This window comes from Roseateles cavernae (assembly GCF_040187885.1).
Taxonomy (GTDB): domain Bacteria; phylum Pseudomonadota; class Gammaproteobacteria; order Burkholderiales; family Burkholderiaceae_C; genus Roseateles_E; species Roseateles_E cavernae.
In genome coordinates this window covers 310641-337114 of sequence record NZ_JBDPLH010000003.1, presented here as the reverse complement: position 1 = coordinate 337114, position 26474 = coordinate 310641, and the positions used below count along the sequence as shown (strand labels likewise).

Below are 26474 nucleotides of genomic sequence, written 5' to 3'. Positions count from 1 at the left end.
CCGCTGATCTCATGTCTAAGCGCCGGCAACCCGGCGCGGTGCTCAGGCGCGGGCGGAATCCGCCGCCGGCAGCCACAGCCGCACCAGCAGGCCGCCGCCCGGCGCATCGTCCAGCGTCAGCCGGCCGCCATGGCTCTGCAGCACGCTGGCCACGATGGCCAGCCCCAGACCGCTGCCCGCCTGGCTCTGGTCGGGCAGGCGCGCGAAGCGGTGCAGCACCGCCTCGCGCCAGGCCGGGGCAATGCCCGGCCCCTGATCGCTGAGGCGCGCGCAGATCTCGCCCCCCTCGCGCCACAGGCGCAGGCTGACGCGCCCACCCTCAGGGCTGTACTTGATCGCGTTCTCGATCAGATTGCCGAACAGCGAGCCCAGGCCCTCAGCCTGGCCGTCCAGCCACAGCGACTCCGGCAACTCGCAGTCCAGCTGCACGCGCCGCCCCTCGGCCAGGATGGCCGTCTCGGCCAGCACCTCGCCGACCAGGACTGCCAAGTCGAGGCGCCGAGCCGGCGCCTGGGCTTCGGCCTCGCTGCGCGTCAGGGTCAGCAACTGGTTGATCAGGCGCGTGGCACGGGCGCTGCTGCGCAGCATGCCGTCCAGCAGCGGCGCGGCCGGCGGCGGCAGCGCCAGGCGCTGCATCGACTCGGCATACAGACTCATCGCGCTGAGCGGCGTGCGCAGCTCATGGGCGGCATCGGCGACGAACTGACGCTCGCGCGTGCGCGCGCCGCGCAGGCGGCCCAGCAGCCGGTTGATAGCCTCCAGCAGCGGCCGCAGCTCGCGCTCGCGCGCCGGCAGCGTGATCGGCGACAGCTCCTGCTCATCGCGCCGCGCCACCTCGGCGCTGAGCCGGCGCCAGGGCCGCAGCGCCCAGCGCACCGACAGCCAGGCCGGCAGCACCAGCAGCGGCAGGCTGACGATCAGCGGCAGCAGCAGATAGCCGCGGCTATTCAGCGCCACCATCACGGCCATGATGCCCTGGGGGTAGATGAAGCTGACCGCGACATCGCTGCCGCTGCCGGAGTGCACAGTCAGCACCTGCCAGCGGCCATCGACCATCTCGATCTCCTTGAGTCCCTCGGGATGGCGCTGATACAGCGAGGGAGGCAGGCCGTCGGTGGCGAAGACCCGGGCCGCGCCGCGCCAGACCAGCATGCCGGTGCGCAGCATCGGGTCATCCAGCGCGCCGCCGCCCAGGCGGTTCCATTCATCGACCTTGCCCAGCACCCGGTGCAAGGCCTCGGGCTGGTCGACCAAGGCCTCGGCCGTGGCCACCAGGGCCTCCATCGCCGGCACCGACTGGCGCAGCGCCGTCTCCTGCTGGCTCTCCCTGACCACCAGCAGCACCAGGCCCAGCCAGACCAGGCTGACCAGCGCGATCTGCGCCAGCAGCAGGCCACGCAGCACCGAGGGCTCGACCAGCCGGCGCCACCAGCCCCTCATCGGGTGGTGACGGGCTGGCGGTCCATCACATAGCCCAGGCCCCGTATCGTGCGGATATAGCCCTCGCCAATCTTGCGGCGCAAGCTGGAGATGTGCACATCCAGCACATTGCTCTCGGCCGCGCTGCCGGCCAACACCTGATCTTCCAGGAAGCGCCGGGTCAGCACCCGGTCGGCGCGCTTCAGCAGGGCCGCCAGCAGACGGAACTCGCTGGGCGAGAGCTCCAGCAACCGGCCATCGACCGTCGCCCGCATCGAGGCCTCGTGCAGCAGCAGGCCGCGCAGGCTCAGCTGCCCGCTCTCCAGGCCATAGCTGCGCCGCGCCAGCGCCCGCACCCGGGACAGCAGCTCCTGCAAGGCAAAAGGCTTGACGAGATAGTCGTCGGCGCCGCCGTCCAGGCCGCGCAGACGCTCATCCAGGCCGTCGCGCGCGCTCAGAATCAGGGCCGGCACGGCCGCCGACTCCTGCTTCAGCCAGGCCAGCAGCTCATGGCCGTCACCATCGGGCAGACCCAGGTCCAGCACCAACAGGTCGGGCCGGGCACCGCCCAGGGCCGCGATCGCGTCGGCCAGGCGGCGCACCCAGACCACGCGGTAGCCCTCGGCCTCGAAAGCCAGGCGCACCGCGTCCCCCAGGTCCAGATCGTCTTCGAGCAGCAGGATGTTCATGAGCACCGCGATTGGAGCATGGCCGCCTGAAGACCGCCTGAAGACGCGGCCGGGCTCAGGCCCGCGTCATCGTCGCGCGCAGCGCCTGCGTCAGCAGGCTCAGGCTCTCGGCCAGATGGGCGCGGCTCTCGACCGACAGGCCGCCGCGGCCTGCGGCCTGGCGCAGCTGGGCCTGCAGCCGGGTGGCGTGATGGCGCAGCAGGCTCAGCGCGTCGGGCGGCAGGCTGGTCGAGCCGCGCGTCAGCAGGGTCTGCACCCGCTTCAGATGCTCGCGCTGCAGATTGCGGCGCAGCCGGTCGATCTCGGCGCCGCTTTTCAGCTCGCTCCAGATCGAGCCCTGCAAGCTCGCATAGACCTCGCTGAGCGAGATCAGGCCGCGGCGCTGCTCGACGGCCACATAGGCCGGCAGATCGAGCAGGCGCTGCGCCGTCGGCGCACCCATCAGGCGGTCCAGCGCCCCCAGCTGCACCCGCGCGACCGAGGCCGGGATGCTCAGCGGCAGGCCGCGCAGATCGCGTTCGTTGTAGTCCAGGCCCAGGCTGGACAGGAACTCGGGCCGGAAGCGGAAGCTGTCGGCACTGAAGATGCCGCTGGCCAGAAACTGCAAGGCCTCGCGCTGCTTGGCCGGATCGACCGGCGCGAAGCTCGGCCGGCCGGTGCTGCCGGGCAGGTCGCGCAGCGCCGTCATGCCGCCGACGTACTTGGCGCTGAGCTCGGCCACGGTGGCCAGTTGGGTCAGGCCGGCCAGCACCGAGCGGCGCGCGCGCAGCGGATCGTCGCCGGGCTGGGGCTGGCGGTCCTGCACGCGGGCCCAGAGTTCCTGCGAGAGCTTCAGGCGCTTCTTGTAATAGGCCAGCGGGTCGTTGCTGAGGTCGAAGCGATTGGCGCCGGGGTCCATGCCGTCGTAGAGACCGCCGGTGCCGGCATCGACATCGTCGCCATAGGCCAGCGCCGGCTCGGTGCTGCGCGCGGCAATACGCGCCAGCTCGGCCGCCTCGCCCTCCTTGGGCAGCGGCTTGTAGGCGTACTCGATGGCCCAGTAGTCGTAAGGCCCCAGGGTCGAGCGGTGGAAGCCGGCCTGGGGTTCGCCCTTCAGCGCGATATTGAGCGCCACATACTCCATCACCGAGTTGGAGATGCTGTGGGCCTCGGTGAAGGCCTTGTCCTGCAGCTGCGCGGCGCTGATGCCGGTGGAAGCCTTGAAGTTGTGCTTGAGCCCGAGGGTGTGGCCGACCTCGTGCATCATCGTGCCCTTGATGGTGCTGCGCACAAAGGCCTCGACCTCGGGGCTGTCGGGCGCGAACTCCTCGCGCGCTTCCAGCAGGTCCAGCGCGAACTCGGCCTCGGCGGCGCTGAACTCGCCGTCCATGCAGACCGAGCCGTCGGCATGCTGGTGGCCGTGGCGGCCGATGTCGTCGACGATCTGGCGCCGCGCGCCGCGACCGAAGGCATCGCTGAGGCCGATATCGGCGTCGAGGATCTCGCCGCTGCGCGGATCGCTGCGGCTGGGGCCGATATTGAAACCGATGTCGGCGCCGACAAACCAGCGCACCGAGGCATGGCCGGCGTCCATATTGTCCCAATCGGCATCATCGGGCTGCTGCTTGACCACCAGCGCATTCCTGAAGCCGATCTTCTCGAAGGCCTTGTTCCATTCCAGGATGGCCTCGGCCACCACCGGGCGGTATTTCAGCGGGATGTTCTTGTCCAGCCAGAAGGTGATGGGCTCGACCGGCTCGGACAGCGCGGCCGCCTCGTCCTGCTTCTCCAGCCGCCAGCGCTTGATGTAGTGGACCCGAGGGTTGGCCTTCAGATCGCCGCCCAGATCGCTGAAGGCGTCGCTGAAGTGGCCCAGGCGCGGATCGGCCAGGCGCGGCGCCATCGGCTGCTCGGGCAGGGCCGCAAAGCTGTAGACATAGCTGACGAAGAAGCTGCGCGGATCGGGCGTGGCCTGCGGCGGCGTCGGGGCTGGGCCGGGCTGCAGCGGTGGCGCCGGGATGCGCGGCGTCGCGAAATGCAGGCGGGCACTCAGCGTGGACAGACCGGCATCGGCGCGCGCGGCCTCGATGAAGGAATTGGCACGGTCCAGCGTGAACGGCAGGCGGTAGGCCGCCTCCAGCTTGGTCGAGTAGCCGGGAATGTCGGACAGCAGGAAGCCCGCATCGATCAGCACCGACTGGCGCTGCGGATGCTCGGCACTGACCAGTGCGCCCGAGCCCAGCAGGCTGGGCGAGAAGGCCTGCTCGATGGCGCGGCGCGAACCCTGGTCGGCGACCGCGCGAAACTGGGTGTTCAGCGCGATCAGCTGCAGCTGCTTGCCGACCAGGCGGAACTCGGCCAGCCAGGCCGGGCCCATCTGGCTGGCGTAGAGACCGCGCTCGCCGACCGAGTTGGAAAAATTGACGCTGAACAGAAAGGGCTTGTTCAGCGCCGCCTTGGGCACCTCGATCCAGACCTTGTCGTCCTTGCGCCAGATCGGGAACAGGCCCGCGTCCTGGCTGGCGCCCTTGACGACCTCGTCGAAGGGCTTGGCGGCGGCAGCGGCAGCAGGGACTGCATTGGGCGGTGGCGTCTGGGCCAGGCTGGCGCCGCTGCTCAGCAGCAGGGCCAGCACCAGCGCCGACATTTCGTGGGGGCAGCGTCTCGTCATCGGAATATCGTGCGTGGATCCTGGGAAACAAAAGCCGGCACGCGGCCGGCTTTTGCGAGGGGCGGGCCGCGGCGGCTCAGCTGCGTGTCATCGTCGCACGCAAGGCCTCGGTCAGGCTGCCCAGGCTTTCGGCCAGATGGGCACGGCTCTCGACCGACAGCGCGCCATTGCCCGCGGCCTGGCGCAGCTCGGCCTGCAGACGGGTCGCGTTGTAGCGCAGCAGGCTCAGCGCATCGGGCGGCAGGCTGGCCGAGCCCCGGGTCAGCAGGGTCTGCAGGCGCTTCAGATGCTCGCGCTGCAGATTGCGGCGCAGCCGGTCGATCTCGGCCCCGCTCTTCAGCTCGCTCCAGACCGAGCCCTGCACCGTGGCATAGACCTCGTTGAGCGAGATCATGTTCTTGCGCTGGGCCGGCGCCAGATAGGCCGGGGTGTCGAGCAGGCGGGTCGCGGTGTTGGCGCTGAGCAAGCGGTCCAGCGCCACCAGCTGCACGCGGGCGACCGCGGCCGGCAGGTTGACCGGCACGCCGCGCTCCCACTCGTTGTAGTCCAGGGTCAGACTGGCCAGCAACTCGGGGCGGAAGCGGAAACTGCTTTCGCTGAACAGGCCGGTGGACAGGAACTGCAAGGCCTCGCGCTGCTTGGCCGGCTCGACCGGCCGGAAAGCCGGACGGCCGGTGCTGCCCGGCAGATCGCGCAGCGCATGCATGCCGCCGACATACTTGCCCACCAGCTCGGCCGCCCGGTAGAGCTGGTTGAAGCCGGCCAGCAAAGCGCGGCGCTGGCGCAGCGGATCGTCACCGGCCTCGGGCTTGCGGTCCTGCACGCGGGTCCACAGCTCCTGCGAGAGCTGCAGGCGCTTCTTGTAATAGGCCAGCGGGTCGTCGCCGAGGTCGAAGCGATTGGCCAGCGGGTCCAGGCCGTCATAGGGGCCGAAGCCACCGGCATCGGCATCGTCGGCATAGGCCAGGGCCGGCTCGGTGCTGCGCGCGGCGATGCGGGCCAGTTCGGCCTTCTCCTGCTCCGGCGCGATCGGCTTGTAGGCGTACTCGATGGCCCAGTAGTCGTAGGCGCCCAGCGTGCTGTTGTTGAACGCGGCCTGGGTCTCGCCCTTGAGCGCGAGGTTGTAGGCGTTGTAGTCCATCACCGAGCCGGAGATGCCCTTGGCCTCGGTCAGGGCCTTGTCCTTGAGCTGCTCGCGGGTGATGGTCGTCGAAGCCTTGAAGTTGTGCTTCAGGCCCAGCGTGTGCCCCACCTCATGCATGATGGTGTCCTTGATCACCGCCTGCACAAAGGCCTCGGCCTCGGGGCTGTCGGGCGCGATATCGCCGCGCGCTTCGAGCAGGTCCAGCGCGAAGTTCATCTCGGCCGCAGCCTCCTGCGCATAGTGGCACTGGGCCGGCGCCTCGCCCGCCTGCAGGCCCTGCCAGCCCTGGCTCAGCTGGGCCAGGCGCTGCTCGCTGCTCAGACCGACGTCTTCGACAATCATGCGGCGCGAGCCACGCGCGAACACATCGCTCATGCCGATGTCGGCGTCCAGGATCTCGCCGCTGCGCGGGTCGGTGTGGCTGGGGCCGATCGCAAAGCCGACATCGGCGCCGACGAACCAGCGGATCGACGCATGGCCGGCGTCCATATTGTCCCAGTTGGCATCGTCGGGCTGCTGCTTGGCGAGCACGGCATTCTTGAAGCCGATCTTCTCGAAGGCCTTGTTCCATTCAACAATGCCGGCCTCGACCGCCGGCCGGTATCGGGCCGGGATGTTCTTGTCCATCCAGAAGGTGATGGGCTTGACCGGCTCGGACAGCGCGGCCGCCGGGTCCTGCTTCTCCAGGCGCCAGCGCTGCACATAGTGCAGGCGCGGGTTGGCTTTCAGATCGCCGCCCAGGTCGGTGAAGGACTCCATGAAGTGACCCAGGCGCGGGTCGGCATGGCGCACCGCCATCGGCGTCTCGGGCAGGGCCGCGAAGCTGTAGACGTAGTCGACGAAGAAGCTGCGCGGGTCCGGCGTGGACTGCGGCGGCGTCGGCGGCGGCACCGGGCTGGGCGTGGGCACCAGCGGCGGCGCGGGGATGCGCGGCGTCGCGAAGTGGATGCGGGCGCTCAGCGTGGACAGCGTGGCCTCGGCACGGCTGCTCTCGATCGAGGAGTTCGCGCGGTCGATCGCATAGGGCAGGCGGTAAGCCATCTCCAGCCGGGTCGAGTAGCCGGGAATGTCGCTGAGCAGGAAGCCGGCGTCGACCAGCACCGACTTGCGCTCCGGATGCTCGGCGCTGGCCACCGCGCCCGAACCCAGCAGGCTGGGCGAGAAGGCCTGCTCGATGGCCCGCTTGGAGCCCTGGTCGGCCACCGCGCGGAACTTGGTGTTCAGCGCGATCAGCTGCACCTGCTTGCCGACCAGGCGGAACTCGGCCATCCAGTCCGAGCCCATCTGGCTGGCGTAGAGGCCGCGCTCGCCGACCGAGTTGGCGATATTGACGGTGAACAGCACCGGCTTGTTCAGCATCGCCTTCGGGATCTCGATCCAGACCTTGTCGTCCTTGCGCCAGATCGGGAACAGGCCGTCCTGCTGGGTCGCGCCCTTGCTGACCTCGGCAAAGGGTTTGGGCGCGCTCGGGTCGACCGGCGGCTTGGCAGCGGCAGCAGCGCTGGCCGGCGCGCTGGCAGCAGCGCCGGGGAAGCCAGGCGCGGCGGCCGGGGCGGCGCTGCTCGCGGCTGGCGCTGGCGCGGCCGTCTTCGGAGTCTCGAGGCTGGCACAACCGCTCAGCAAGACGATGGCGGCAGCCACCGCCGACAGGCCCAGGCCCTCGCGCCGGATGGGCACGGGCATATTCACAGACTTCTTCGCAAGACTCATTCGGCACTCACTGGCGGCCGGCCGGGGCCGGTAGGCCCCCACGGCCAGCGGGGTTGGTAGGGAGAGAAATATGAAAGTCGGCAACTGTCTCTTGATGGCCGCCTCCAGTCAATGCGGCAGAACGCCAGCCGGCCGCCGGAAACCGTGCTTCATCGCATGAGTTCGGGCGAAAACCGCACAACAAGACCACAAAGACGCGCAGCGGACAGCCATCGCGGCGCAAATCGCTAGACTTCGCCGCCATGCTGCCCGAAGCCCAGACCACCACCCATCTGCTTTATCTGCATGGCTTTCGCTCCTCGCCGCGCTCGGCCAAGGCCCAGCGCATGGCGGCCTGGGTGGCCGAGCACCGCCCCGATCTGGTCTTCGCCTGCCCGCAGCTGCCGCCCTCGCCGGCCGAGGCCCTGGCCCTGGCCGAGGCTCTGGTGGCCGGCTGGCCGCGCGACTCCATGGCCTTGATGGGCAGCTCGCTGGGCGGCTTTTATGCCACGGCGCTGGCCCAGCGCCTGGGCTGCCCGGCCGTGCTGCTGAATCCGGCCGTGGATCCGGCGCGCGATCTGGCGAACTACCTGGGTGCACAGGTCTGCTGGCAGGACCCGAGCCAGCATTTCTATTTCAAGCCTGATTTCGTCGACGAGCTGCGCGCGCTCGCGCCCGGTGCGCTGACCGACCCATCGCGCTATCTGGCCGTGATCGCCAAGGGCGACGAGGTGCTGGACTGGCGCGAGATGCATCAGCGCTATGCCGGCTGCCGCATCAAGCTGCTGGAAGGCAGCGACCACGGCCTGTCCGATTTCGACGACTACCTCCACGAACTGACCCACTTCCTCCATCTATGAGACTGCAGAACAAGATTGCCATCGTCACCGGCGCCGCCCAGGGCATAGGTCTGGCCACCGCGCTGAAATTCGCCCGCGAGGGGGCCACCGTCGTCGTCTGCGATCTGAAGCCCGAGGGCGTGGCGGCGGCGGTCGCAGCCTGCGAGGCCGGCGGCGGCACGGCCCAGGGCCATACCGTCGACGTGACCGACCGCGTTTCGGTCGACCTGATGGTGGCCTCGGTGCTGGAGGCCTTCGGCCGCATCGATGTGCTGGTCAACAACGCCGGCATCACCAAGGACGCGCGGCTGCAGAAGATGAGCCTGGCCCAGTTCGACGCGGTGATCGATGTCAATCTGCGCGGCGTCTTCCACTGCGCCCAGGCGGTCGCCGACACCATGTGTGCCCAGGGCTCGGGCGTGATCCTGAACGCCAGCTCGGTGGTGGGCATCTATGGCAACTTCGGCCAGACCAATTACGCCGCGGCCAAGTTCGGCGTGATCGGCTTCACCAAGACCTGGGCCCGCGAGCTGGGGCCCAAGGGCGTGCGGGTCAATGCGGTGGCGCCGGGCTTCATCGAGACGCCCATCCTGTCGACCATCCCCACCAAGGTGATCGAACAGATGCAGGAACATGTGCCGCTCAAGCGCCTGGGCAAGCCCGAGGAAATCGCCAACGTCTATGCCTTCCTGGCCAGCGACGAGGCCAGCTATGTCAATGGTGCGGTGCTGGAGGTGTCGGGCGGGATGACGGTGTAGGTTCGGCCAGCGTTCGGCCCTCCCCTCAAGGCCGTCGGCCTTCGAGGGTTTCTCTTCCCTACCGTCCCTTCCGTGATGCTTCTGCTCCGTTGGCCCAGCCGCCTGTGCTGGGCCCTGCTGGCCTGCGCCGCCCAGGCCAGCGCCTCCCCCGCCGCCGAGTTCGCCAAGCTCCCCACATCCTTCAGCCGCTGCCTGGCTTTCTTTGCCGGGCAGCAAGCACCCCCGGTGCCGCGGACGCCGCGCCAGCGCGAGCTCTGCTTCGACGGCTTCGCGGTGCTGCACAGCGGCGACAGCAAGACCCCGGTCTTTGTGGCGCAGCGGCTCAACAGCAAGGCCCTGGGCGGGGTCAAGCGGCAGAAGTCCGACCGCTTCTTTGCCGATGCCCGGCTGCCGCGCCTGGAACGTGCGGAGCTGGAGGACTACAAACGCTCCGGTTACTCGCGCGGCCATCTGGCCCCGTCCGGTGATATGGCCACCGAGGCGGCGATGGCGCAGTCCTTCTCGCTGGCCAATATGGTGCCCCAGGCGATACGCCACAACTCGGGCGCATGGTCCAAGATCGAGCAGGACACGCGCAAATACGTGCAGCGCGCCGCCGGCGATGTCTATGTGATCACCGCGCCGGTGTTCGACAGCGCCAGCCCGCGCATCGGCCCCAACGGCGTGCGCGTGCCCAGCCATCTGTTCAAGCTGGTGTACGACAGCCACACCGGCCAGGCCTGGGCTCACTGGCAGGCCAACCGCGACGATGAGCAGGCCTCCCGGCCGATCAGCTACCAGGAGCTGGTGCGCCGCACCCGCGTCGAGTGGCTGCCCCGGCATCGGTGACAATCCCCCCATGTTTGCCCTGTTCGATGAAGCCGGAAAATTCCTCGCCGGCCGCGTGATGTCCGAAGCCGATAGCTCGATGCAGATCGAGTTGGAGTCCGGCAAGCGCGTCAAAGTGAAATCAGCCAATGTGCTGCTGAAGTTCGAAAAACCGGCGCCGGCCGAGCTGATCGCTGAGGGCCAGCGGCTGGCGCAGGAGATCGATCTCGACCTGGCCTGGGAGTTCGCGCCCGAGGCCGAGTTCGGCTTCGCCGAGCTGGCGCGCGACTATTTCGACGCCAAGGCCGGCATCACCCACCAGGCGGCGGCGCTGTTCCGACTGTTCGAGGCGCCGCACTACTTCCGCCGCGCTGGCAAGGGCCAGTTCAAGAAGGCGCCGGAGGACATCGTCAAGGCCGCCTTGCTGGGCATCGAGCGCAAGCGCCAGCAGGCGCTGCAGATCGAGGCCTGGGCCGAGGAACTGGCCGCCGGCCAGTGCCCGGCGCCGATCAAGGAACAGATCTACAAGATCCTGTTCAAGCCCGACAAGAACGGCCCCGAGTACAAGGCCGTGGTCGAGGCCACGCGGCGCGCCCACAAGGCGCCGCTGGACCTGCTGAAGGATGCCGGCGCGATCTCCAGCCCCTACCAGTTCCACTGGAAGCGCTTCCTGTTCGAGCAGTTCCCCAAGGGCGTCGGCTTCCCGGCGCTGCAGGCACCGGAGATCAAGGACGAGCTGCCGCTGGCCGCCGTGCAGGCCTTCTCGATCGATGACTCGGCCACCACCGAGATCGACGACGCGCTGTCGGTCCAGGGCCTGGGTACGGGCGAGGTGATCTTCGGCGTGCATATCGCCGCGCCGGGCCTGGCCTTCCAGCCCGACTCGGCCGTCGACAAGGTCGCGCGCGAGCGCCTGTCCACCGTCTATATGCCGGGCTGGAAGCTGACCATGCTGCCCGACGAGGTGGTGCAGGCCTACACGCTGATCGAAGGGCGCGACTGCCCGGCGGTGTCGATCTACTTCGCGCTCGACGAGGCGACGCTGGCGGTCAAGCGCAGCGAGACCAGGCTCGAACGCGTGCCCATCGTGGCCAATCTGCGCCACGACAAGCTCGACGGCATCATCACCGAGGCCTCGCTGAATGGCGAGGCGCCGGCCGACTACGCTTTCGCGCCCGAGCTGGCGCTGTGCATGCGCCTGGCCAAGGTGCTGAAGGCGCAGCGCGAGGTGGTGCGCGGCAAGCCGGAGAACTTCAACCGGCCCGACTACAACTTCCGCCTCGACAGCAGCACCGGGCGCGAGCCCGACGGCAGCGAGCAGGTCAGCATCACGACCCGGCAGCGCGGCTCGGCGCTGGACCTGATCGTCGCCGAGGCGATGATCCTGGCCAACTCGACCTGGGGTGGCTGGCTCGACGAGCTGGGCCTGCCGGGCATCTACCGCAGCCAGGCCAGCATGGCCCCGGGCGTCAAGGTGCGCATGGGCACGCGGGCCCAGCCCCACGCCGGCATGGGCGTGAAGCAATACACCTGGGCCACCTCGCCGCTGCGCCGCTATGTGGACCTGGTCAACCAGTGGCAGATCATCGCCTGCGCCCGCCATGGCCGCACGGCCGCGCTGGTGGCCCCGTTCAAGCCCAAGGACGCGCAACTCTTCTCCATCATCTCGGGCTTTGACGCCGCCTACAGCGCCTACAACGGCTTCCAGAGCGGCATCGAGCGCTTCTGGACCCTGCGCTATCTGCAGCAGCAAGGCATCAGCGAGCTGAACGCGGCGGTGATGAAGGACGGCCTGGTGCGCGCCGACGATCTGCCCCTGGTCTTCAAGACCCTGGGCTGCGAGGCCCTGCCACGCGGCGCCCATGTGCGGGTGCGCATCACCGGCCTGGACGAGATGACGCTGGACGTGCACGCCAATCTGCTGGCCCGCCTCGATGATGTGGCCGAGACGGCGGCCGAGCCCGAAGCCGAGGATGAGGACGAAGAACCGGCCGGCGCGCTGACCCTGGCCATCGATCTGACGCCGGCCGAGGGTGAGGCTGCTGCCACCGAGACCAGCAGCTCCTGACGATGGCGCTGCGGCTCTCCAATCTGCAGATGGCGCTGCTGCTGTCCGTGGGCCTGCATGCCGGCCTGCTGACCCTGCGCATCGCCGATCCGGAGAGCTTCGATCGCATCTTTCGCGACACGCCGCTGGAGGTGGTGCTGGTCAACAGCCGCGGCAACGAGGCCCCGGTCAAGGCCCAGGCGCTGGCCCAGGCCAATCTGGCCGGCGGCGGCGAGGCCGACTTCGGCCGCGCCACCTCGCCGCTGCCGCCCTCGCGCCAGCCCGAGAGCGGCGACAGCGCCGAGCTGCAGCGCGCCCAGATCGCCCAGCTGCAGGAGCAGCAGCAACAGCTGCTGGCCCAGCTGCGACGCGCGCTGGCCCTGCTGCCGCCGCCCGACCCGCAGCGCGACCAGAGCAAGCCCGAGGCGATCGAGCAGGCCGAGAAGCGCCGCCGCCTGATCCAGCTGCTGGCCGAGATCGAGAAACGGGTCAATGACGAGAATGCCCGGCCCAAGAAGCGCTACATCAGCCCGGCCACCCGCGAAGTCGTCTATGCCCAGTACTACGACCAGCTGCGCCGGCGCATCGAGGCGCGCGGCACGCGCGACTTCCCCGAGCATCGCGGCAAGAAGCTCTATGGCGAGCTGACGCTGAACATCCATGTCGATCTGCGCGGCCGCGTGATCGAGACCGATGTCGTCGCCTCCTCCGGCAATACGGTGCTGGACCGGCGGGCGGTGGCCATCGTGCGCGCCGCCGGCCCGTTCGGCCCCTTCAGCGCCGCGATGCGCCAGGGCGCCGAGGTGCTGGTGATCACCTCGCGCTTTCGCTTCACCCGCGAGGACGGCCTGGAAACCACCTTGTCTGCCCAACCATGAGTACTGCACCCACCGATCGTTATGCGGTCGCCGGCAATCCGGTCGCCCACAGCCGCTCGCCGGACATTCATGCGATGTTCGCCGCCCAGACCGGCGAGCAGCTGGTCTATGAACGCCTGCTGTGCCCCTTGGACGGCTTCGAGGCCGGCCTGCGTGGCTTTGCTGCGGCCGGCGGACGCGGCTGCAATGTGACCGTGCCCTTCAAGTTCGAGGCCCATGATCTGGCGGCGCGGCGCAGCCCGCGCGCGGCACTGGCCGGCGCGGTCAATGTGCTGCGCTTCGACGCCGAGGAACAGGGCGGCTGGTTCGGCGACAACAGCGACGGCCTGGGCCTGGTGCGCGATATCGAGCACAACGCGGCGCGGCCGCTGGCCGGGCAACATGTGCTGCTGCTGGGCGCCGGCGGCGCCTCTGCCGGCGTGCTGGGCAGCCTGATCGCGGCGCGGCCGGCCGAGGTCCATCTGGCCAACCGCTCGGCCGACAAGGCCCGGGCCCTGGTCGACAGCCATGCCGCCTGGGCCGCCCAGCATGGCGTGCGCCTCGCAGCCAGCGGGCTGGACGACTGCATGAACGGCAGGGACAAGGGCTTTGACCTGCTGATCAACGGCACCAGCGCCAGCCTGGGCGGTGCAGCGGTGCCGGTGTCGGCTGCGGTGCTCAAGCCCGGCGCGCTGGCGCTGGACATGATGTATGGCCCGGCCGCCCGGGGTTTTCTGGACTGGGCCGCCACCCATGGTTTCGAGGGCCGCGACGGCCTGGGCATGCTAGTCGAGCAGGCCGGCGAGTCCTTTCTGATCTGGCGCGGGCGGCGCCCCGACACCGCGCCGGTGCTGGCGGCGCTGCGCGCCCAGTTGGAGGCCGCGCCATGATGGGCAAGCTCAGCCGCCTGCTGATCCTGCTGCTGCTGGGCCTGCTGGCGCTGCAACTCTACTTCGCCGCCCGCATCCTGCTGATGAATGTGCTGGACCCGCAGTCGACCAGCTTCCAGCGCTCGGAGATCTGGCGACTGGCCAGCGAGAAGGGGCAGGTCTTGTGGAGCCAGCAGTGGGTGGATGAGGCCGAGCTGTCCAAGAACCTGCGCCGCGCGGTGATCGCCAGCGAGGATGCCGGCTTTGCCGAGCATGCCGGCGTGGACTGGGACGCGCTGGAAAAGGCCTGGGAGCGCAACCAGAAGGCCGAGGCCCGGGTCGAGCGCGCCGAGCAGCGCGGCCGGCCGGCCCCCAAGCTCAAGATCGTCGGCGGCTCCACGATCACCCAGCAGCTGGCCAAGAATCTGTTCCTCAGCGGCGAACGCGATCTGCTGCGCAAGGGCCAGGAGCTGGTGCTGACCCTGATGCTGGAGGGCTTGCTGAGCAAGCAGCGCATCCTGACCATCTATCTGAACAATGTCGAATGGGGCGAGGGCGTGTTCGGCGCCCAGGCCGCCGCGCGCCACTATTTCAGCGTCGATGCGGCCCGGCTGTCCGCCGGCCAGGCCGCCCGGCTGGCGGTGATGCTGCCGGCGCCCAAGCGTTTCGAGAAACGCCCCGCCTCGCCCTATGTGCTTTCACGAGCTGCGACGATAGCGGCCCGGATGGGCGCGGTCGAACTGCCCGATTGAAGCCGAAACGATGGACGAATTCAGCAGTCTGAGTCAGGAGATCGCCGCCACCGCCGCCCGACTGGTGGTCGAGGAGGGGCTGGAATATGGCCCGGCCAAGCAGCGCGCGCTGAAAACCCTGGGCCTGCCCAAGCGCACCGCCCTGCCCGGCAATGACGAGCTGGAGGAGCAGGTGCGCGACTATCTGGCCCTGTTCTGCGCCGACACGCAGCCGGCCGAGCTGGCCGCGCTGCGCGAGCTGGCGGCGCTATGGATGGAACGGCTGGCCGAGTTCCGGCCCCATCTGTGCGGCGCGGTCTGGCGCGGCACGGCCACCCGGCTGTCCAATATCCATCTGCAGCTGTTCTGCGACGACAGCAAGTCCGCCGAGATCGCCCTGCTGAACTGGCGGGTCGACTACGAGGTCGGCTCGATCACGGGCCCGCGCGGCCAGCCCATCGATGTGCTGACCCTGGCCGCCCCCTGCCAGGCGCTGGGCGAGAGCGTCACGGTGGCGCTGAGCATTCTGGATTTCGATGATGTGCGCGGCGCCCTCAAACCCGATGCCAAGGGCCGCAGCGAGCGCGGCGACCTGGGCGCTTTGCGCAAACTGCTGCAGGAGAACCCATCTTGACCTCGATCAACAAGAGGCGGCTGCTGATCGGCGCCGCCGGTCTGGGCGCCGCGGCGCTGGGTGTCGGCTATGGGCTGCGCGGCCATCGCCCCGAACCGATCTCGGCCGCCGCCAACAGCTTCTGGTCATCGAGCTTCGAGCGTCCCGAGGGGGGTCTGCTGCAGGCCAGCAGCCTGCGGGGCAAGCCGCTGCTGCTGAATTTCTGGGCCACCTGGTGCGCGCCCTGCGTCAAGGAAATGCCCGAGCTCGACCAGTTCGCGCGCGAGCATCCGGGCTGGCAGTTGGTCGGGCTGGCGGTCGATGCCCCGACGCCGGTGCGCGCGTTCCTGAAGAAGCTGCCGGTCGGTTTCACCATCGGTCTGGCCGGATTGACCGGCACCGAGCTGGCCCGCACACTGGGCAATCTCCAAGGCGGCCTGCCCTTCAGCGTGGCTTTCGACGCTGCAGGCGAGCCCTTCTGGCGCAAGCTGGGTGCGACCCATCTGGCAGAATTGCGCGAGCTGGGCCGCAGCCAGCCCTGAGTGGGCAAGCCCAAGCCGAGACTCAGGTCAAGCGATATATTTTTAGGCAGCTGCCTTGAACAGCCCCTAAAAAGCGTAAAGTCCAGCCTTTATCGCTTCTAGTGTCCAAGCTCTAATGCCTGAGGCACGCTGCAGATGCAGATTCTTGTACTTCACGGACCCAATCTCAATCTCCTGGGCAGCCGGGAGCCTGGGGTGTATGGCTCGCGGACTTTGGCCCAGATAGATGCTGATCTCACAGAGATCGCAACCAAAGCTGGCGTCAAGCTGGAATCCTTCCAAAGCAACCATGAGGGTGCCTTGGTCGACCGCATTCAGGCAGCGGGCCGCGACGGTTGCCGCTTCATCATCATCAACCCGGCGGCCTACACGCACACCAGCGTGGCCATGCGCGATGCGCTGGCGGCCGTGGGCCTGCCTTTTGTTGAAGTCCATCTGTCGAACATCCACAAGCGCGAACCTTTCCGGCATCACAGTTTTTTTTCCGCACTCGCCGATGGCGTGATCTGCGGGCTGGGTGCCCAGGGCTATCAACTGGCCCTGCAGTACGCGCTGACGGCATTGAAGAACAAGTCGGAGGGGGCGGGCTGATCAAGCCCGTCATCGGCGTGCCGCACGGGCGGCCGCACACTGAAACATAACAACCATCATCTCTGTTGGAGAAGCCTTATGGATCTGCGCAAGCTCAAGACCCTGATCGACCTGGTGTCCGAGTCGAATATTTCTGAACTTGAAATCACCGAGGCCGACGGCAAGGTGCGCATCGTCAAGTCCGACGGTTCGGTCGCCGCGCCGCTGGTGGCAGCGCCCGTCGTGGCCCCCGCTGCGGCCGCGCCCGCCGCCCCGGCGGTCGCCGCGGCCCCGGCCGCCGCACCGGCGCCGGCGGTCGAGACCGGCCATATCGTCAAGTCGCCGATGGTCGGCACCTTCTACCGCGCCTCCAGCCCGAATGCCAAGTCCTTTGCCGAACTCGGCCAGCAGATCAAGGAAGGCGAGCCGATCTGCATCATCGAGGCGATGAAGATCATGAACGAGATCGATGCCGACAAGAGCGGCACGGTCACCAAGATCCTGGTCGAGAACGGCCAACCGGTGGAATTCGGCCAGCCTTTGTTCGTCATCGAATAAGGCCTCGCGATGTTCAAGAAGATTCTTATCGCCAACCGCGGGGAGATTGCCCTGCGGATACAGCGCGCCTGCCGCGAGCTGGGTGTCAAGTCGGTGGTGGTCTATTCCGAGGCCGACCGTGATGCCAAGTATGTGAAGCTGGCCGACGAGGCCGTCTGCATCGGCCCGGCGGCCTCGGCCCAGAGCTATCTGAGCATGCCGGCCATCATCGCCACCGCCGAGGTGACCGATGCCGAGGCCATCCACCCCGGCTACGGCTTCCTCAGCGAGAACGCCGACTTTGCCGAGCGTGTCGAGCGCAGCGGCTTCGTCTTCATCGGCCCGACCTCCGACAACATCCGCCTGATGGGCGACAAGGTCTCGGCCAAGCAGGCCATGATTCGCGCCGGCGTGCCTTGCGTGCCCGGCTCCGAGGGCGCCCTGCCCGAAGACCCGAAGGAGATTGTCAAGATCGCCCGCGCCATCGGCTACCCGGTCATCATCAAGGCGGCCGGCGGCGGCGGCGGCCGCGGCATGCGTGTGGTCCACACCGAGGCGGCCCTGGTCAATGCGGTGCAGACCACCCGCACGGAAGCCGGTGCGGCCTTCGGCAATCCGCAGGTCTATATGGAGAAGTTCCTGGAGAACCCACGCCATGTGGAGATCCAGGTCTTGGCCGACGGCCACAAGAACGCGGTCTGGCTGGGTGAGCGCGACTGCTCGATGCAGCGCCGCCACCAGAAGATCATCGAGGAAGCGCCGGCGCCGGGCATCCCGCGCCGCGTGATCGAGAAGATCGGCGACCGCTGCTCGGCCGCCTGCCGCAAGATGGGCTACCGGGGCGCCGGCACCTTCGAGTTCCTCTACGAGAACGGCGAGTTCTACTTCATCGAGATGAACACGCGCGTGCAGGTCGAGCATCCGGTCACCGAGATGGTCACCGGCATCGACATCGTGCAGATGCAGATCAAGGTGGCGGCCGGCGAGAAGCTGCCCTTCACCCAGCGCAATATCACGATGCGCGGCCACTCGATCGAGTGCCGCATCAATGCCGAGGATCCGGTCAAGTTCACGCCCTCGCCCGGCCGCATCACGATGTGGCACCCGCCGGGCGGTCCGGGCGTGCGCGTGGACTCGCATGCCTATACCAACTACTACGTGCCGCCGAACTACGACTCGATGATAGGCAAGATCATCGTGCACGGCGACACGCGGGAGCAGGCGCTGGCGCGCATGCGCATCGCGCTGTCGGAGACCGTGGTCGAAGGCATACAGACCAATATCCCGCTGCACCGCGAGCTGATGGTCGACGCCAAGTTCATGGAAGGCGGCACCAGCATTCACTATCTTGAAAGCTGGATGAGCGAGCACAAGCGATGAGCACACCCGACCTGCACGAGCTGGTGCTGATCTGCGGCGAGGACGAGGTCGAGACCGTCAGCGATGCGCTGGTCGAACTCGACGCGCTGGCCGTCTCGGTCGAGGACGCCGACGCCGACACCGATGCCGAGAAGGCCTTGTTCGGCGAGCCCGGCATGCCGGCGCCGCGAGGCGGCTGGCAGCGCTCGGTGGTCAAGGCCTTGTTCCCCGGCGAGGCCGAGGCCACCGAGGCCGCGACCCTGCTCTTGAGCCAGGACTGGGCCGGCGATGTCCATGTGCAGACCATCCAGGCGGTGGTCGAGCAGGACTGGGTGCGGCTGACGCAGTCGCAGTTCGCGCCGGTGGAGATCACGCCCGAGTTCTGGATCGTGCCGTCCTGGCATGAGGCACCCGCCCAGGCCAGCAAGGTGATGCGACTGGACCCGGGCCTCGCCTTCGGCACCGGCACCCATCCGACCACCCGCATGTGTCTGCGCTGGATCGCCGCGCATCAAGACCTGGCCCCGACTTGGGCGCGCGTGCTGGACTACGGCTGCGGCTCCGGCATCCTCGCGATCGGTGCGGCGCTTTATGGCGCCACGAACATCGACGCGGTCGACATCGACCCGGCGGCCGTGACGGCCACCGTCTCGAACGCACGCGACAACCAGGTGGCGGTCAATGCAGCCCTGCCCGATGCGGCCCAGGGAGAGTACCCGCTGGTGCTGGCCAATATCCTGGCCACGCCGCTGAAGCTGCTGGCACCGCTGCTGTGTCAACACCTGGCCCCCGGCGCGCACCTGGTGCTGGCCGGCATCCTGGAGCGCCAGGCCGACGAGCTGAAGGCGGCCTATGCGCCCTGGCTCAAGCTCGAGGTCAGCGACAGCGAAGAAGGCTGGATTCTGATGAGCGCGCAACGGGTTTGAGCCCTGTGCTCATGGCATGATTCCGGTCATGAGTCTTGCCACCCGTTGTACCGCTTGCGGCACCATCTTCCGGGTGGTGCAGGATCAGCTCCGCGTCTCCGAAGGCTGGGTGCGCTGCGGCCGCTGCGCCGAGGTCTTCGATGCCCGCGAGCAGCTGTTCGACATCGACCGCGAGCTGCCGCCACCCTGGCCCGCTGCGGTCGCACCTGTGCCGGCCCCCGAGCCGGAGCCGGTGGCCGAAATGGAAGCCGTCGAAGCGATGGCCGTCAGCGCGCCGCCGCCCGACGCCACCACCTGGGTCGTGCCACGCGAGTTCGAGGACGAGCCAGCGCCGACCGCACGCGAGGAAGAAGCTGCGCCGCTGCCGCACTTTGCCGTCGGCAGCGCCGAGCCGCGCCGCGAGCCCTTCTGGGACGAGGCCATCAGCGTCGAGCCAAGCCCCGAGCCGGCCGTGCTGCCCGAACCCGAGGTGACGCCGCTGCCGTCGACGGTCGCTCCCGAGTCCGCTTCGGACCCCGACGTGCTGGTCGATGCCCGCCTGGCGGCGCTGGCCGCCGAGGTGGCCGCCCACGACACGCCCGAGCACAAGACGGTCGAGGCCAGCTTTCTGCGCCAGGCCTCGTCCACCGCACGCTGGCAGCAACCGCGCGTGCGCATCGCGCTGGGCCTGAGCGCCCTGCTGCTGCTGGCCGCCCTGCTGCTGCAGCTGGGCCTGCAGTTCCGCAATGCCATTGCCGCGCTCTACCCGCCCAGCACGCCGCTGCTGCAGTCGCTGTGCGGCGTAGCCGGCTGCGAGCTGCAGCCCTGGCGGCGCATCGACGCGCTGGCGGTCGAGAACAGCGGGCTGACCCAGGCTGGCTCGGGCAATAGCTACAAGCTCGCACTGCAGCTGCGCAACAAGGCCGCCTATGCGCTGGCCCTGCCCTGGGTCGATCTGAGCCTGACCGATGCCAGCGGCGCGGTGGTTGCACGGCGCATGCTCAAACCCACTGATTTCAATCTGAGCCAGCTCAGCATGAAAGGCGACAGCGAGCAGCAGCTTCAGCTCGTCTTCAGCACCGGTCGGCACCGCGTCAGCGGCTATAGCGTCGAGATCTTCTATCCCTGAGGGCAGGTGGCGTAAGCGCCGCCTGCACGCTTTGCCCAACTACCAACCAGTTCGTAGCACGGCGTTGCCGGAAGTGATCAGAAGTTGGCCATCGGCCGTCACCGCCACACCCTCAGGGATGAATAGGCTGCCGGGCAAGGGCCCCAGATCAACTCGGTGCGACCACCAGGATCCGACCACCCTTCTTACCATCCCATCAGAGCTGATGCGGTGCACCACAGCGCTGGACTTGTCGACCAAGAAGAGATCACCGTCCGCATTGACAGCCAGACCGCCCAGTTCCCCCCCGAAAACCATATCGGAACCCAACTGGTCCGAGCTCCCATTTGTATAAGTGCGTGTCTTGCCGGCAATCAAAGAGGTCCAGCCATCCGGAGCCACTTTGCGGACGGTTTTGTTGCCGTAATCCGCCACATAAAGACTGCCATCGACCGCCAGCGCTAGATGCGTGGGAAAACTGAACTGGACGACCACACGCGGTCCGTCGGTGTCACCTTCGACGCGAGCCATACCGACCCAGGTGCTGACCACGCCATTGGGATCGATCTTGCGGATCACATGGTTGAAGGTATCAGCCACATAGACGTTCTTGGCCGCATCGACCGCAACGCCTATGGGAGAGTAAAAGAGCGCGGTGGCGCCGGGGCCATCTTGGTAGCCGAACAAACCCAACTGCCCGGCCAGAATGGTGTCCGTCCCGTCAGGCGCAATCTTGCGGATGACGTTGTTGCCCGAGTCCGCCACATAGACATTCTCATCAGCATCGACCGCCACTCCACCAAAAGCTGGCACATCCCCGAAAGGATGAGTGCCGAAGACTTGCATGTATCGGTAGGGAAATCTCGCCAAGGTCGTGACCGAGCCATCATCCGTGATGCGCCGAACGGCATAGTTCCCGACATCCGACACATAAACCGTACCGCGGGCCGATACCGTCATTCCGGCCGGACGGGCAAACCAAGCGTCCGTCCCTCGGCCGTCCCTAAGCCCGAACGGCGACTTCAAGCCCGCGACCGTGCTGGTGCTTCCGTCGAGCGCGACGCGGCGAATCAGTTGCAGATCCCTGTCCGCCAGGACGATGGAGCCATCAAGGTCGAAGGCTAGTCCCGTGGGCCGACCAAACCTGGCATTGCTTCCTTGTCCGTCCGTTCCGCCCCAGGCACCCGACTGACCAGCAAGAGTGGAAACGGTCCCACCGGCGATGATCTTGCGCAAAACATTGTTCCCGCTGTCAGCCGCATAGAGATTTCCAGTTGCATCGGCCAGCAAGGCGTCCACCCGGCTGAATCGCGCGGCGCCTGCCACGCCATCCACGAAGCCGCGCTCGTGGGTATGCCCTGCCAGCAGGACAAGTTGGTTGCCGGCATCGACACGGTAAATCCCCCCGCCGGATTCAGCCACATAAATGCTGCCGCTGGGCGATACCTGGACGGCGGTGAAACCGCAGTCAATACTGAGGGGTGCCCCACCGTGGTAATCGGGATACCAGCACTTTTTGCGCAAGTCCGCCAAGGTCGACACCACCCCATCAGGTGTGATCTTGCGGATGTAAACACCGTCCACAACCACCACATTGTCCTGATGATCGATCGCAATGGCGCTGAGGTAGCCGAAGCGTGCAGCTCGCCCGACGCTGTCCAGGTAGCCGATCGGATGACTTGCGCTGCCCGCCAGCAGCGATACCGTGCCATCAAGCCCCACCTTCTTCACGACCGAACAGCCATCGACGACATACATCGTGCCCTGCGAGTCCATGGCCAGTTTCAGGTCAGCCGACAAGGCGGGTGCCTCACAACCCCACCGAGCCGGCTCTCCGACAAAGGTCGTCACACGTCCCTGACTGATCTTCCTGATGCGACGGTTTGCACTGTCTGCCACGAAGATGTCGCCTTGCTTGCCTACCACTACCGATTGTGGATAGTAGAAGCGAGCCGCATCGGTTGACCCGTTCTCGTCGCCATGCGGCGGCTTGGAACCTGCAAACAGGCCGAGGCTCTGGCGTGGGCTCACCTGCACCGTTGCTGAGCCAGTGGCCGTCTGTCCAAAGCGATCGGTCACAGTCAGCTTGACGCTATAGGCTCCCGGCTTCTTGTACGTGTGCTTGAGATATTGCTCCGTTGACACGGCTCCATCGCCGAGGTCCCACAGAACCTTGTCTGTGTACCCGGGGGCAAGCCAAGAGGCGTAGAACTGGACGGCAGCACTCTCGTTCACGAGCACCTGCTCCGGCCTGATCAGGACTGCCGATGGCTTCTCAGGCAGCACGACTTCGAACTTTATAAGCAGAGGCTCTGATCGCGCAAAGAACTCGTCGCGCACACGCAGCTGAACCTCCTGCGGCCCGACCTTGTCATAGATCTTCCAATTAATACGCTCGCCTAGATCAATGAATCCGTCGCCGAAGTTCCATTCAAACACCAGCTTGCCTCGTCCGCTACCTTTGGCAACGAAGGTAGGTACTTGACCCGCCACGACCTTGTCCGGCGCCGAGACAATCAAAGCGGATGGCCCGTCGTGCACGACATTGACAACAAGCTTGGACTCCACCGTCTCGCCCCCGGGTTCGGAAACCAGGAGCTTCACTTCGTAGCTGCCCTTGGTCTTGAACGCGTGCTCGACCCAGTAGCCTTCCGACGTAGCCCCATCTCCAAAATCCCAGCGAACCTTCTCATTGCCGAAGAACGCGTTGTAGATCGCCTTGGCATTGAAACGTATAGGCTGATTGATGGAGACCTCGCCGAAGGTGGCATCTATCGTCCATTCACTGGCCGCTGCTACGGCGAGGCTGGTACTGGCCGAGGCCACTTGAGAGCGTCCGTCAGTGACGGACATGACCACCTTGTAGGTACCGGCCCTGGCATAGATGTGTTGGGGCTTTTCCCCGGTGGCCGTCTGGCCATCGCCAAAATCCCAGCGGTAGGTGTAGACGCCGTTACCTCCGCCCGCAAGCGCTTTGAAGGTCACACCTTGCTGCGCACGCGGTGCGACAGGCTGAACGGTCTCAATAGTGGCGGAAACTGCGGGGTCGGGTCGTGATGCTCCAACTTCTTCAGCACCGCCGCCGCCTCCTCCTCCTCCACAAGCAGCAAGCAGCAGCATCGCTGCACAAACACCCACCACCCATCCGCGCATTGCGGATCCTGGCCATTTGCCCACGCTCATGAATCCCCCCCGTTTTGCATGGCCAGTGATGCTTTGCCACTGACACATGCCTACACCCCAAAATCACCCGACTGCTACCTTAATTGCATCAACCTGAGTTGCCGGTCCTCTTCGGGCATTTGACTACGCACATCGGACACGACCCAACATCACCAGGTCGCATCAACGGCGGGCAGATCATCCATGTCGCTCATCTCCACTGTCAACGCCCCCATAAGGGTGTGGTGCGACACAGGCGACGAGGCGGGCAACACACACATCGCAGCGGCAGGCCTCCGGCGCGGCAAGTGCACCACGCCAGCCATAAAAAAACCCGGCCGAGGCCGGGTTTGATGCCAAGGGCCCGAAGGCCCGGGCTTCTTAGGGCTTGCTGCCCGTCGGGAAGGGCCAAGCCGCTTGCGGGCTCAGCGCCGTCTTGGCGGCGGGTGCAGCAGCCGGCTTGGCGGCGGCAGGGGCAGGGGCCGTGGCGGCTTTCTTGGCTGCAGGCTTCTTGGCTGCCTTCTTGGCAGGCGGCTTGGCAGCGGCCTTGGGTGCAGCGGCAGCAGCCTTCTTGGCAGGCGGCTTGGCAGCAGCCTTGGGAGCGGCCTTCGGTGCAGCCTTCTTGGCCGGCGGCTTGGCAGCAGCCTTGGGAGCGGCCTTCGGTGCAGCCTTCTTGGCCGGCGGCTTGGCAGCAGCCTTAGGAGCAGCCTTCTTGGCGGGCGCAGCAGCCTTCTTGGCCGGAGCGGCCTTCTTCGCCGGAGCGGCAGCCTTCTTGGCGGGCGCAGCAGCCTTCTTGGCCGGAGCGGCCTTCTTCGCCGGAGCGGCAGCCTTCTTGGCGGGCGCAGCAGCCTTCTTGGCCGGAGCGGCCTTCTTCGCCGGAGCGGCAGCCTTCTTGGCGGGCGCAGCAGCCTTCTTGGCCGGAGCGGCCTTCTTCGCCGGAGCGGCAGCCTTCTTGGCGGGCGCAGCAGCCTTCTTGGCCGGAGCGGCCTTCTTCGCCGGAGCGGCAGCCTTCTTGGCGGGCGCAGCAGCCTTCTTGGCCGGAGCGGCCTTCTTCGCCGGAGCGGCAGCCTTCTTGGCGGGCGCAGCAGCCTTCTTGGCCGGAGCGGCCTTCTTCGCCGGAGCGGCAGCCTTCTTGGCGGGCGCAGCAGCCTTCTTGGCCGGAGCGGCCTTCTTCGCCGGAGCGGCAGCCTTCTTGGCGGGCGCAGCAGCCTTCTTGGCCGGAGCGGCCTTCTTCGCCGGAGCGGCAGCCTTCTTGGCGGGCGCAGCAGCCTTCTTGGCCGGAGCGGCCTTCTTCGCCGGAGCGGCAGCCTTCTTGGCGGGCGCAGCAGCCTTCTTGGCCGGAGCGGCCTTCTTCGCCGGAGCGGCAGCCTTCTTGGCGGGCGCAGCAGCCTTCTTGGCCGGAGCGGCCTTCTTCGCCGGAGCGGCAGCCTTCTTGGCGGGCGCAGCAGCCTTCTTGGCCGGAGCGGCCTTCTTCGCCGGAGCAGCAGCCTTCTTGGCCGGAGCGGCCTTCTTTGCCGGAGCAGCGGCCTTCTTGGCCGGAGCGGCCTTCTTCGCCGGAGCGGCGGCCTTCTTGGCCGGAGCCGCAGCCTTCTTGGCGGGAGCGGCCTTCTTTGCCGTTGCCTTCTTTGCAGTTGCCATTTCAGTTCTCCTTGATCAAGTGGAAAAAGCACTGCCCGCAGCAGACCGGTCCGCCACAGCGCAGTTATTCATCGTCCGGAAGTCGCCCAGGAGGAGCGCCCCGGTACGGTGAATGGGGTTGCGAGCACCAGCCAAATTTCTAGGGCCATGGTCTTGGGTCTCGCGAATCTCTTGACCTCACAACAATCTGGGAACTGAACAGCATGCGGCACCAGCCATTTGCTAGTTCAGCCCAAGCGCTTGCAGGCGCTTGGGCCTTCATCAGGCACGGAACAAGCCGCAGAGCTTGTCCTGTGTCCGGGCTCAGTCCCAGGACAATGCGCCACCGGATTGGTATTCGATGACGCGGGTTTCAAAGAAGTTGCGTTCCTTCTTCAGATCGATCATTTCGCTCATCCAGGGGAAGGGGTTCTCTTCATTCGGGAAGAGCTCCTCCAGTCCGATCTGGGTGGCACGGCGGTTGGCGATATAGCGCAGATAGCCCTTGAACATCGAGGCGTTCAGGCCGAGCACGCCACGCGGCATCGTGTCCTCGGCATAGCGGTACTCGAGCTCGACGGCATGCAGGAACAGCGCCTTGATCTCGGCCTTGAACTCGGCCGTCCACAGATGCGGGTTCTCGGCCTTGAGCTGGTTGATCAGGTCGATGCCGAAGTTGCAGTGCATGGACTCGTCGCGCAGGATGTACTGGTACTGCTCGGCGGCACCGGTCATCTTGTTCTGACGACCCATCGCCAGGATCTGCGTGAAGCCGACGTAGAAGAACAGCCCCTCCATCAGGCAGGCGAAGACGATCAGGCTCTTCAGCAGGGTCTGGTCGTTTTCGGGCGTGCCGGTGTGGAAGTTGGGGTCCATGATCGCCTCGATGAAGGGGATCAGGAACTCGTCCTTGTCGCGGATCGACTTGACTTCGTTGTAGGCGTTGAAGATCTCGCTCTCGTCCAGGCCCAGCGACTCGACGATGTACTGGTAGGCGTGGGTGTGGATCGCTTCTTCAAAGGCCTGGCGCAGCAGGAACTGGCGGCACTCGGGGGCCGTGATGTGGCGGTAGGTGCCCAGCACGATGTTGTTGGCGGCCAGCGAGTCGGCGGTCACGAAGAAGCCGAGATTGCGCTTGATGATGCGGCGCTCGTCCTCGGTCAGACCGTTCGGGTCTTTCCACAAGGCGATGTCGCGCGACATATTCACTTCCTGCGGCATCCAGTGGTTGGCGCAGGTGGCCAGGTATTTTTCCCAGGCCCATTTGTACTTGAAGGGCACCAGCTGGTTGACGTCGGTCTGGCCATTGATGATGCGCTTGTCCGAGGCCTTGACGCGCGCGCCGTTGCCCAGAACCTGGGCCGTTGCGGTGGACGCGGGGACGGTTTGGGTGCTGCTCACGGCGGCCGTTGTGGCGGGCGACGCGGTGGCTGCTGCGCTCGCGACCGGCGCAGTGCGCGGCGCGGCATTCGTGGTGACGCTGTTCGAGGGCTTCAGGTCTTCTTCCCAAACCAACATGGTGGACTTCCTATCGTGTCGAATTATCAGAGTGTTGTGTTCAA

Annotated in this window: 21 protein-coding genes; 14 read left to right on the top strand and 7 right to left on the bottom strand. The window is 67.1% G+C overall.

From position 1 onward, the window contains the following. Positions 1-42: 42 nt before the first annotated feature. The 4 genes from ABGI63_RS12190 to ABGI63_RS12175 form a co-directional block, all read right to left on the bottom strand. On the bottom strand, positions 43-1440 hold the full coding sequence (locus ABGI63_RS12190; protein WP_349742663.1) for a sensor histidine kinase: 1398 nt from the start codon (positions 1438-1440) through the stop codon (positions 43-45). Continuing rightward, positions 1437-2108, bottom strand: coding sequence for a response regulator transcription factor (locus ABGI63_RS12185; RefSeq protein WP_137941591.1), 672 nt, complete (start codon positions 2106-2108; stop codon positions 1437-1439). The genes ABGI63_RS12190 and ABGI63_RS12185 overlap by 4 nt, the downstream gene beginning before the upstream one ends. Positions 2109-2163: 55 nt before the next feature. Next, positions 2164-4758, bottom strand: coding sequence for a zinc-dependent metalloprotease (locus ABGI63_RS12180; RefSeq protein ID WP_349742662.1), 2595 nt, complete (start codon positions 4756-4758; stop codon positions 2164-2166). A 76-nt stretch (positions 4759-4834) separates the two neighbouring features. Then, complete coding sequence (locus ABGI63_RS12175; RefSeq protein ID WP_349742661.1) at positions 4835-7585, bottom strand: zinc-dependent metalloprotease; 2751 nt, start codon at positions 7583-7585, stop codon at positions 4835-4837. A gap of 269 nt (positions 7586-7854) precedes the next feature. Between ABGI63_RS12175 and ABGI63_RS12170 the strand changes: the two genes are divergently transcribed. The 14 genes from ABGI63_RS12170 (at position 7855) to ABGI63_RS12105 (ending at position 20154) form a co-directional block, all read left to right on the top strand. Next, a complete protein-coding gene (locus ABGI63_RS12170) occupies positions 7855-8451 on the top strand; it encodes a YqiA/YcfP family alpha/beta fold hydrolase (protein WP_349742660.1) in 597 nt (198 codons plus the stop codon). Continuing rightward, positions 8448-9188 carry a 3-oxoacyl-ACP reductase FabG gene (fabG, locus tag ABGI63_RS12165; RefSeq protein WP_349742659.1) on the top strand — a complete coding sequence of 247 codons (741 nt, stop codon included), beginning with the start codon at positions 8448-8450 and terminating at the stop codon, positions 9186-9188. Before ABGI63_RS12170 ends, fabG begins: the two co-directional genes overlap by 4 nt. A gap of 75 nt (positions 9189-9263) precedes the next feature. Then, the gene (locus ABGI63_RS12160; protein WP_349742658.1) at positions 9264-10016 is read left to right on the top strand and encodes a DNA/RNA non-specific endonuclease; all 753 of its coding nucleotides are present in this window, start codon (positions 9264-9266) and stop codon (positions 10014-10016) included. 10 nt (positions 10017-10026) lie between these two features. Next, complete coding sequence (locus ABGI63_RS12155; protein WP_349742657.1) at positions 10027-12063, top strand: ribonuclease catalytic domain-containing protein; 2037 nt, start codon at positions 10027-10029, stop codon at positions 12061-12063. 2 nt (positions 12064-12065) lie between these two features. Beyond that, complete coding sequence (gene tolA, locus ABGI63_RS12150) at positions 12066-12920, top strand: cell envelope integrity protein TolA (RefSeq protein WP_349742656.1); 855 nt, start codon at positions 12066-12068, stop codon at positions 12918-12920. Next, a complete protein-coding gene (gene aroE, locus ABGI63_RS12145; RefSeq protein ID WP_349742655.1) occupies positions 12917-13789 on the top strand; it encodes a shikimate dehydrogenase in 873 nt (290 codons plus the stop codon). The genes tolA and aroE overlap by 4 nt, the downstream gene beginning before the upstream one ends. After that, positions 13789-14520 carry a monofunctional biosynthetic peptidoglycan transglycosylase gene (gene mtgA / locus ABGI63_RS12140; RefSeq protein ID WP_349742897.1) on the top strand — a complete coding sequence of 244 codons (732 nt, stop codon included), beginning with the start codon at positions 13789-13791 and terminating at the stop codon, positions 14518-14520. The genes aroE and mtgA overlap by 1 nt, the downstream gene beginning before the upstream one ends. Positions 14521-14530: 10 nt before the next feature. Then, a complete protein-coding gene (locus ABGI63_RS12135; RefSeq protein ID WP_349742654.1) occupies positions 14531-15133 on the top strand; it encodes a hypothetical protein in 603 nt (200 codons plus the stop codon). After that, positions 15130-15654, top strand: a complete 525-nt coding sequence (locus ABGI63_RS12130; RefSeq protein ID WP_349742653.1) for a TlpA family protein disulfide reductase — start codon at positions 15130-15132, stop codon at positions 15652-15654. The genes ABGI63_RS12135 and ABGI63_RS12130 overlap by 4 nt, the downstream gene beginning before the upstream one ends. A 135-nt stretch (positions 15655-15789) precedes the next feature. Beyond that, positions 15790-16245, top strand: a complete 456-nt coding sequence (gene aroQ / locus ABGI63_RS12125; RefSeq protein WP_349742652.1) for a type II 3-dehydroquinate dehydratase — start codon at positions 15790-15792, stop codon at positions 16243-16245. Between the two features lie 78 nt (positions 16246-16323). Next, positions 16324-16782: an acetyl-CoA carboxylase biotin carboxyl carrier protein gene (accB, locus tag ABGI63_RS12120; RefSeq protein WP_349742651.1), complete on the top strand. Its 459-nt coding sequence runs from the start codon at positions 16324-16326 to the stop codon at positions 16780-16782. A 9-nt stretch (positions 16783-16791) separates the two neighbouring features. Further along, positions 16792-18141 (top strand): acetyl-CoA carboxylase biotin carboxylase subunit, encoded by a 1350-nt coding sequence (gene accC / locus ABGI63_RS12115; RefSeq protein WP_137941577.1) that lies wholly within the window; start codon positions 16792-16794, stop codon positions 18139-18141. Between the two features lie 11 nt (positions 18142-18152). Continuing rightward, positions 18153-19046, top strand: a complete 894-nt coding sequence (prmA, locus tag ABGI63_RS12110; RefSeq protein WP_349742896.1) for a 50S ribosomal protein L11 methyltransferase — start codon at positions 18153-18155, stop codon at positions 19044-19046. Positions 19047-19074: 28 nt separating this feature from the next. Further along, on the top strand, positions 19075-20154 hold the full coding sequence (locus ABGI63_RS12105; protein WP_349742650.1) for a DUF3426 domain-containing protein: 1080 nt from the start codon (positions 19075-19077) through the stop codon (positions 20152-20154). A 39-nt stretch (positions 20155-20193) separates the two neighbouring features. On the opposite strand, the gene ABGI63_RS12100 is transcribed toward ABGI63_RS12105, so the two are convergent. The 3 genes from ABGI63_RS12100 to ABGI63_RS12090 form a co-directional block, all read right to left on the bottom strand. Further along, on the bottom strand, positions 20194-23286 hold the full coding sequence (locus ABGI63_RS12100; protein WP_349742649.1) for a PKD domain-containing protein: 3093 nt from the start codon (positions 23284-23286) through the stop codon (positions 20194-20196). A 390-nt stretch (positions 23287-23676) separates the two neighbouring features. Then, positions 23677-24933, bottom strand: coding sequence for a hypothetical protein (locus ABGI63_RS12095; RefSeq protein WP_432767409.1), 1257 nt, complete (start codon positions 24931-24933; stop codon positions 23677-23679). 303 nt (positions 24934-25236) lie between these two features. Continuing rightward, the gene (locus ABGI63_RS12090) at positions 25237-26430 is read right to left on the bottom strand and encodes a ribonucleotide-diphosphate reductase subunit beta (protein ID WP_269837960.1); all 1194 of its coding nucleotides are present in this window, start codon (positions 26428-26430) and stop codon (positions 25237-25239) included. Positions 26431-26474 lie beyond the last annotated feature (44 nt).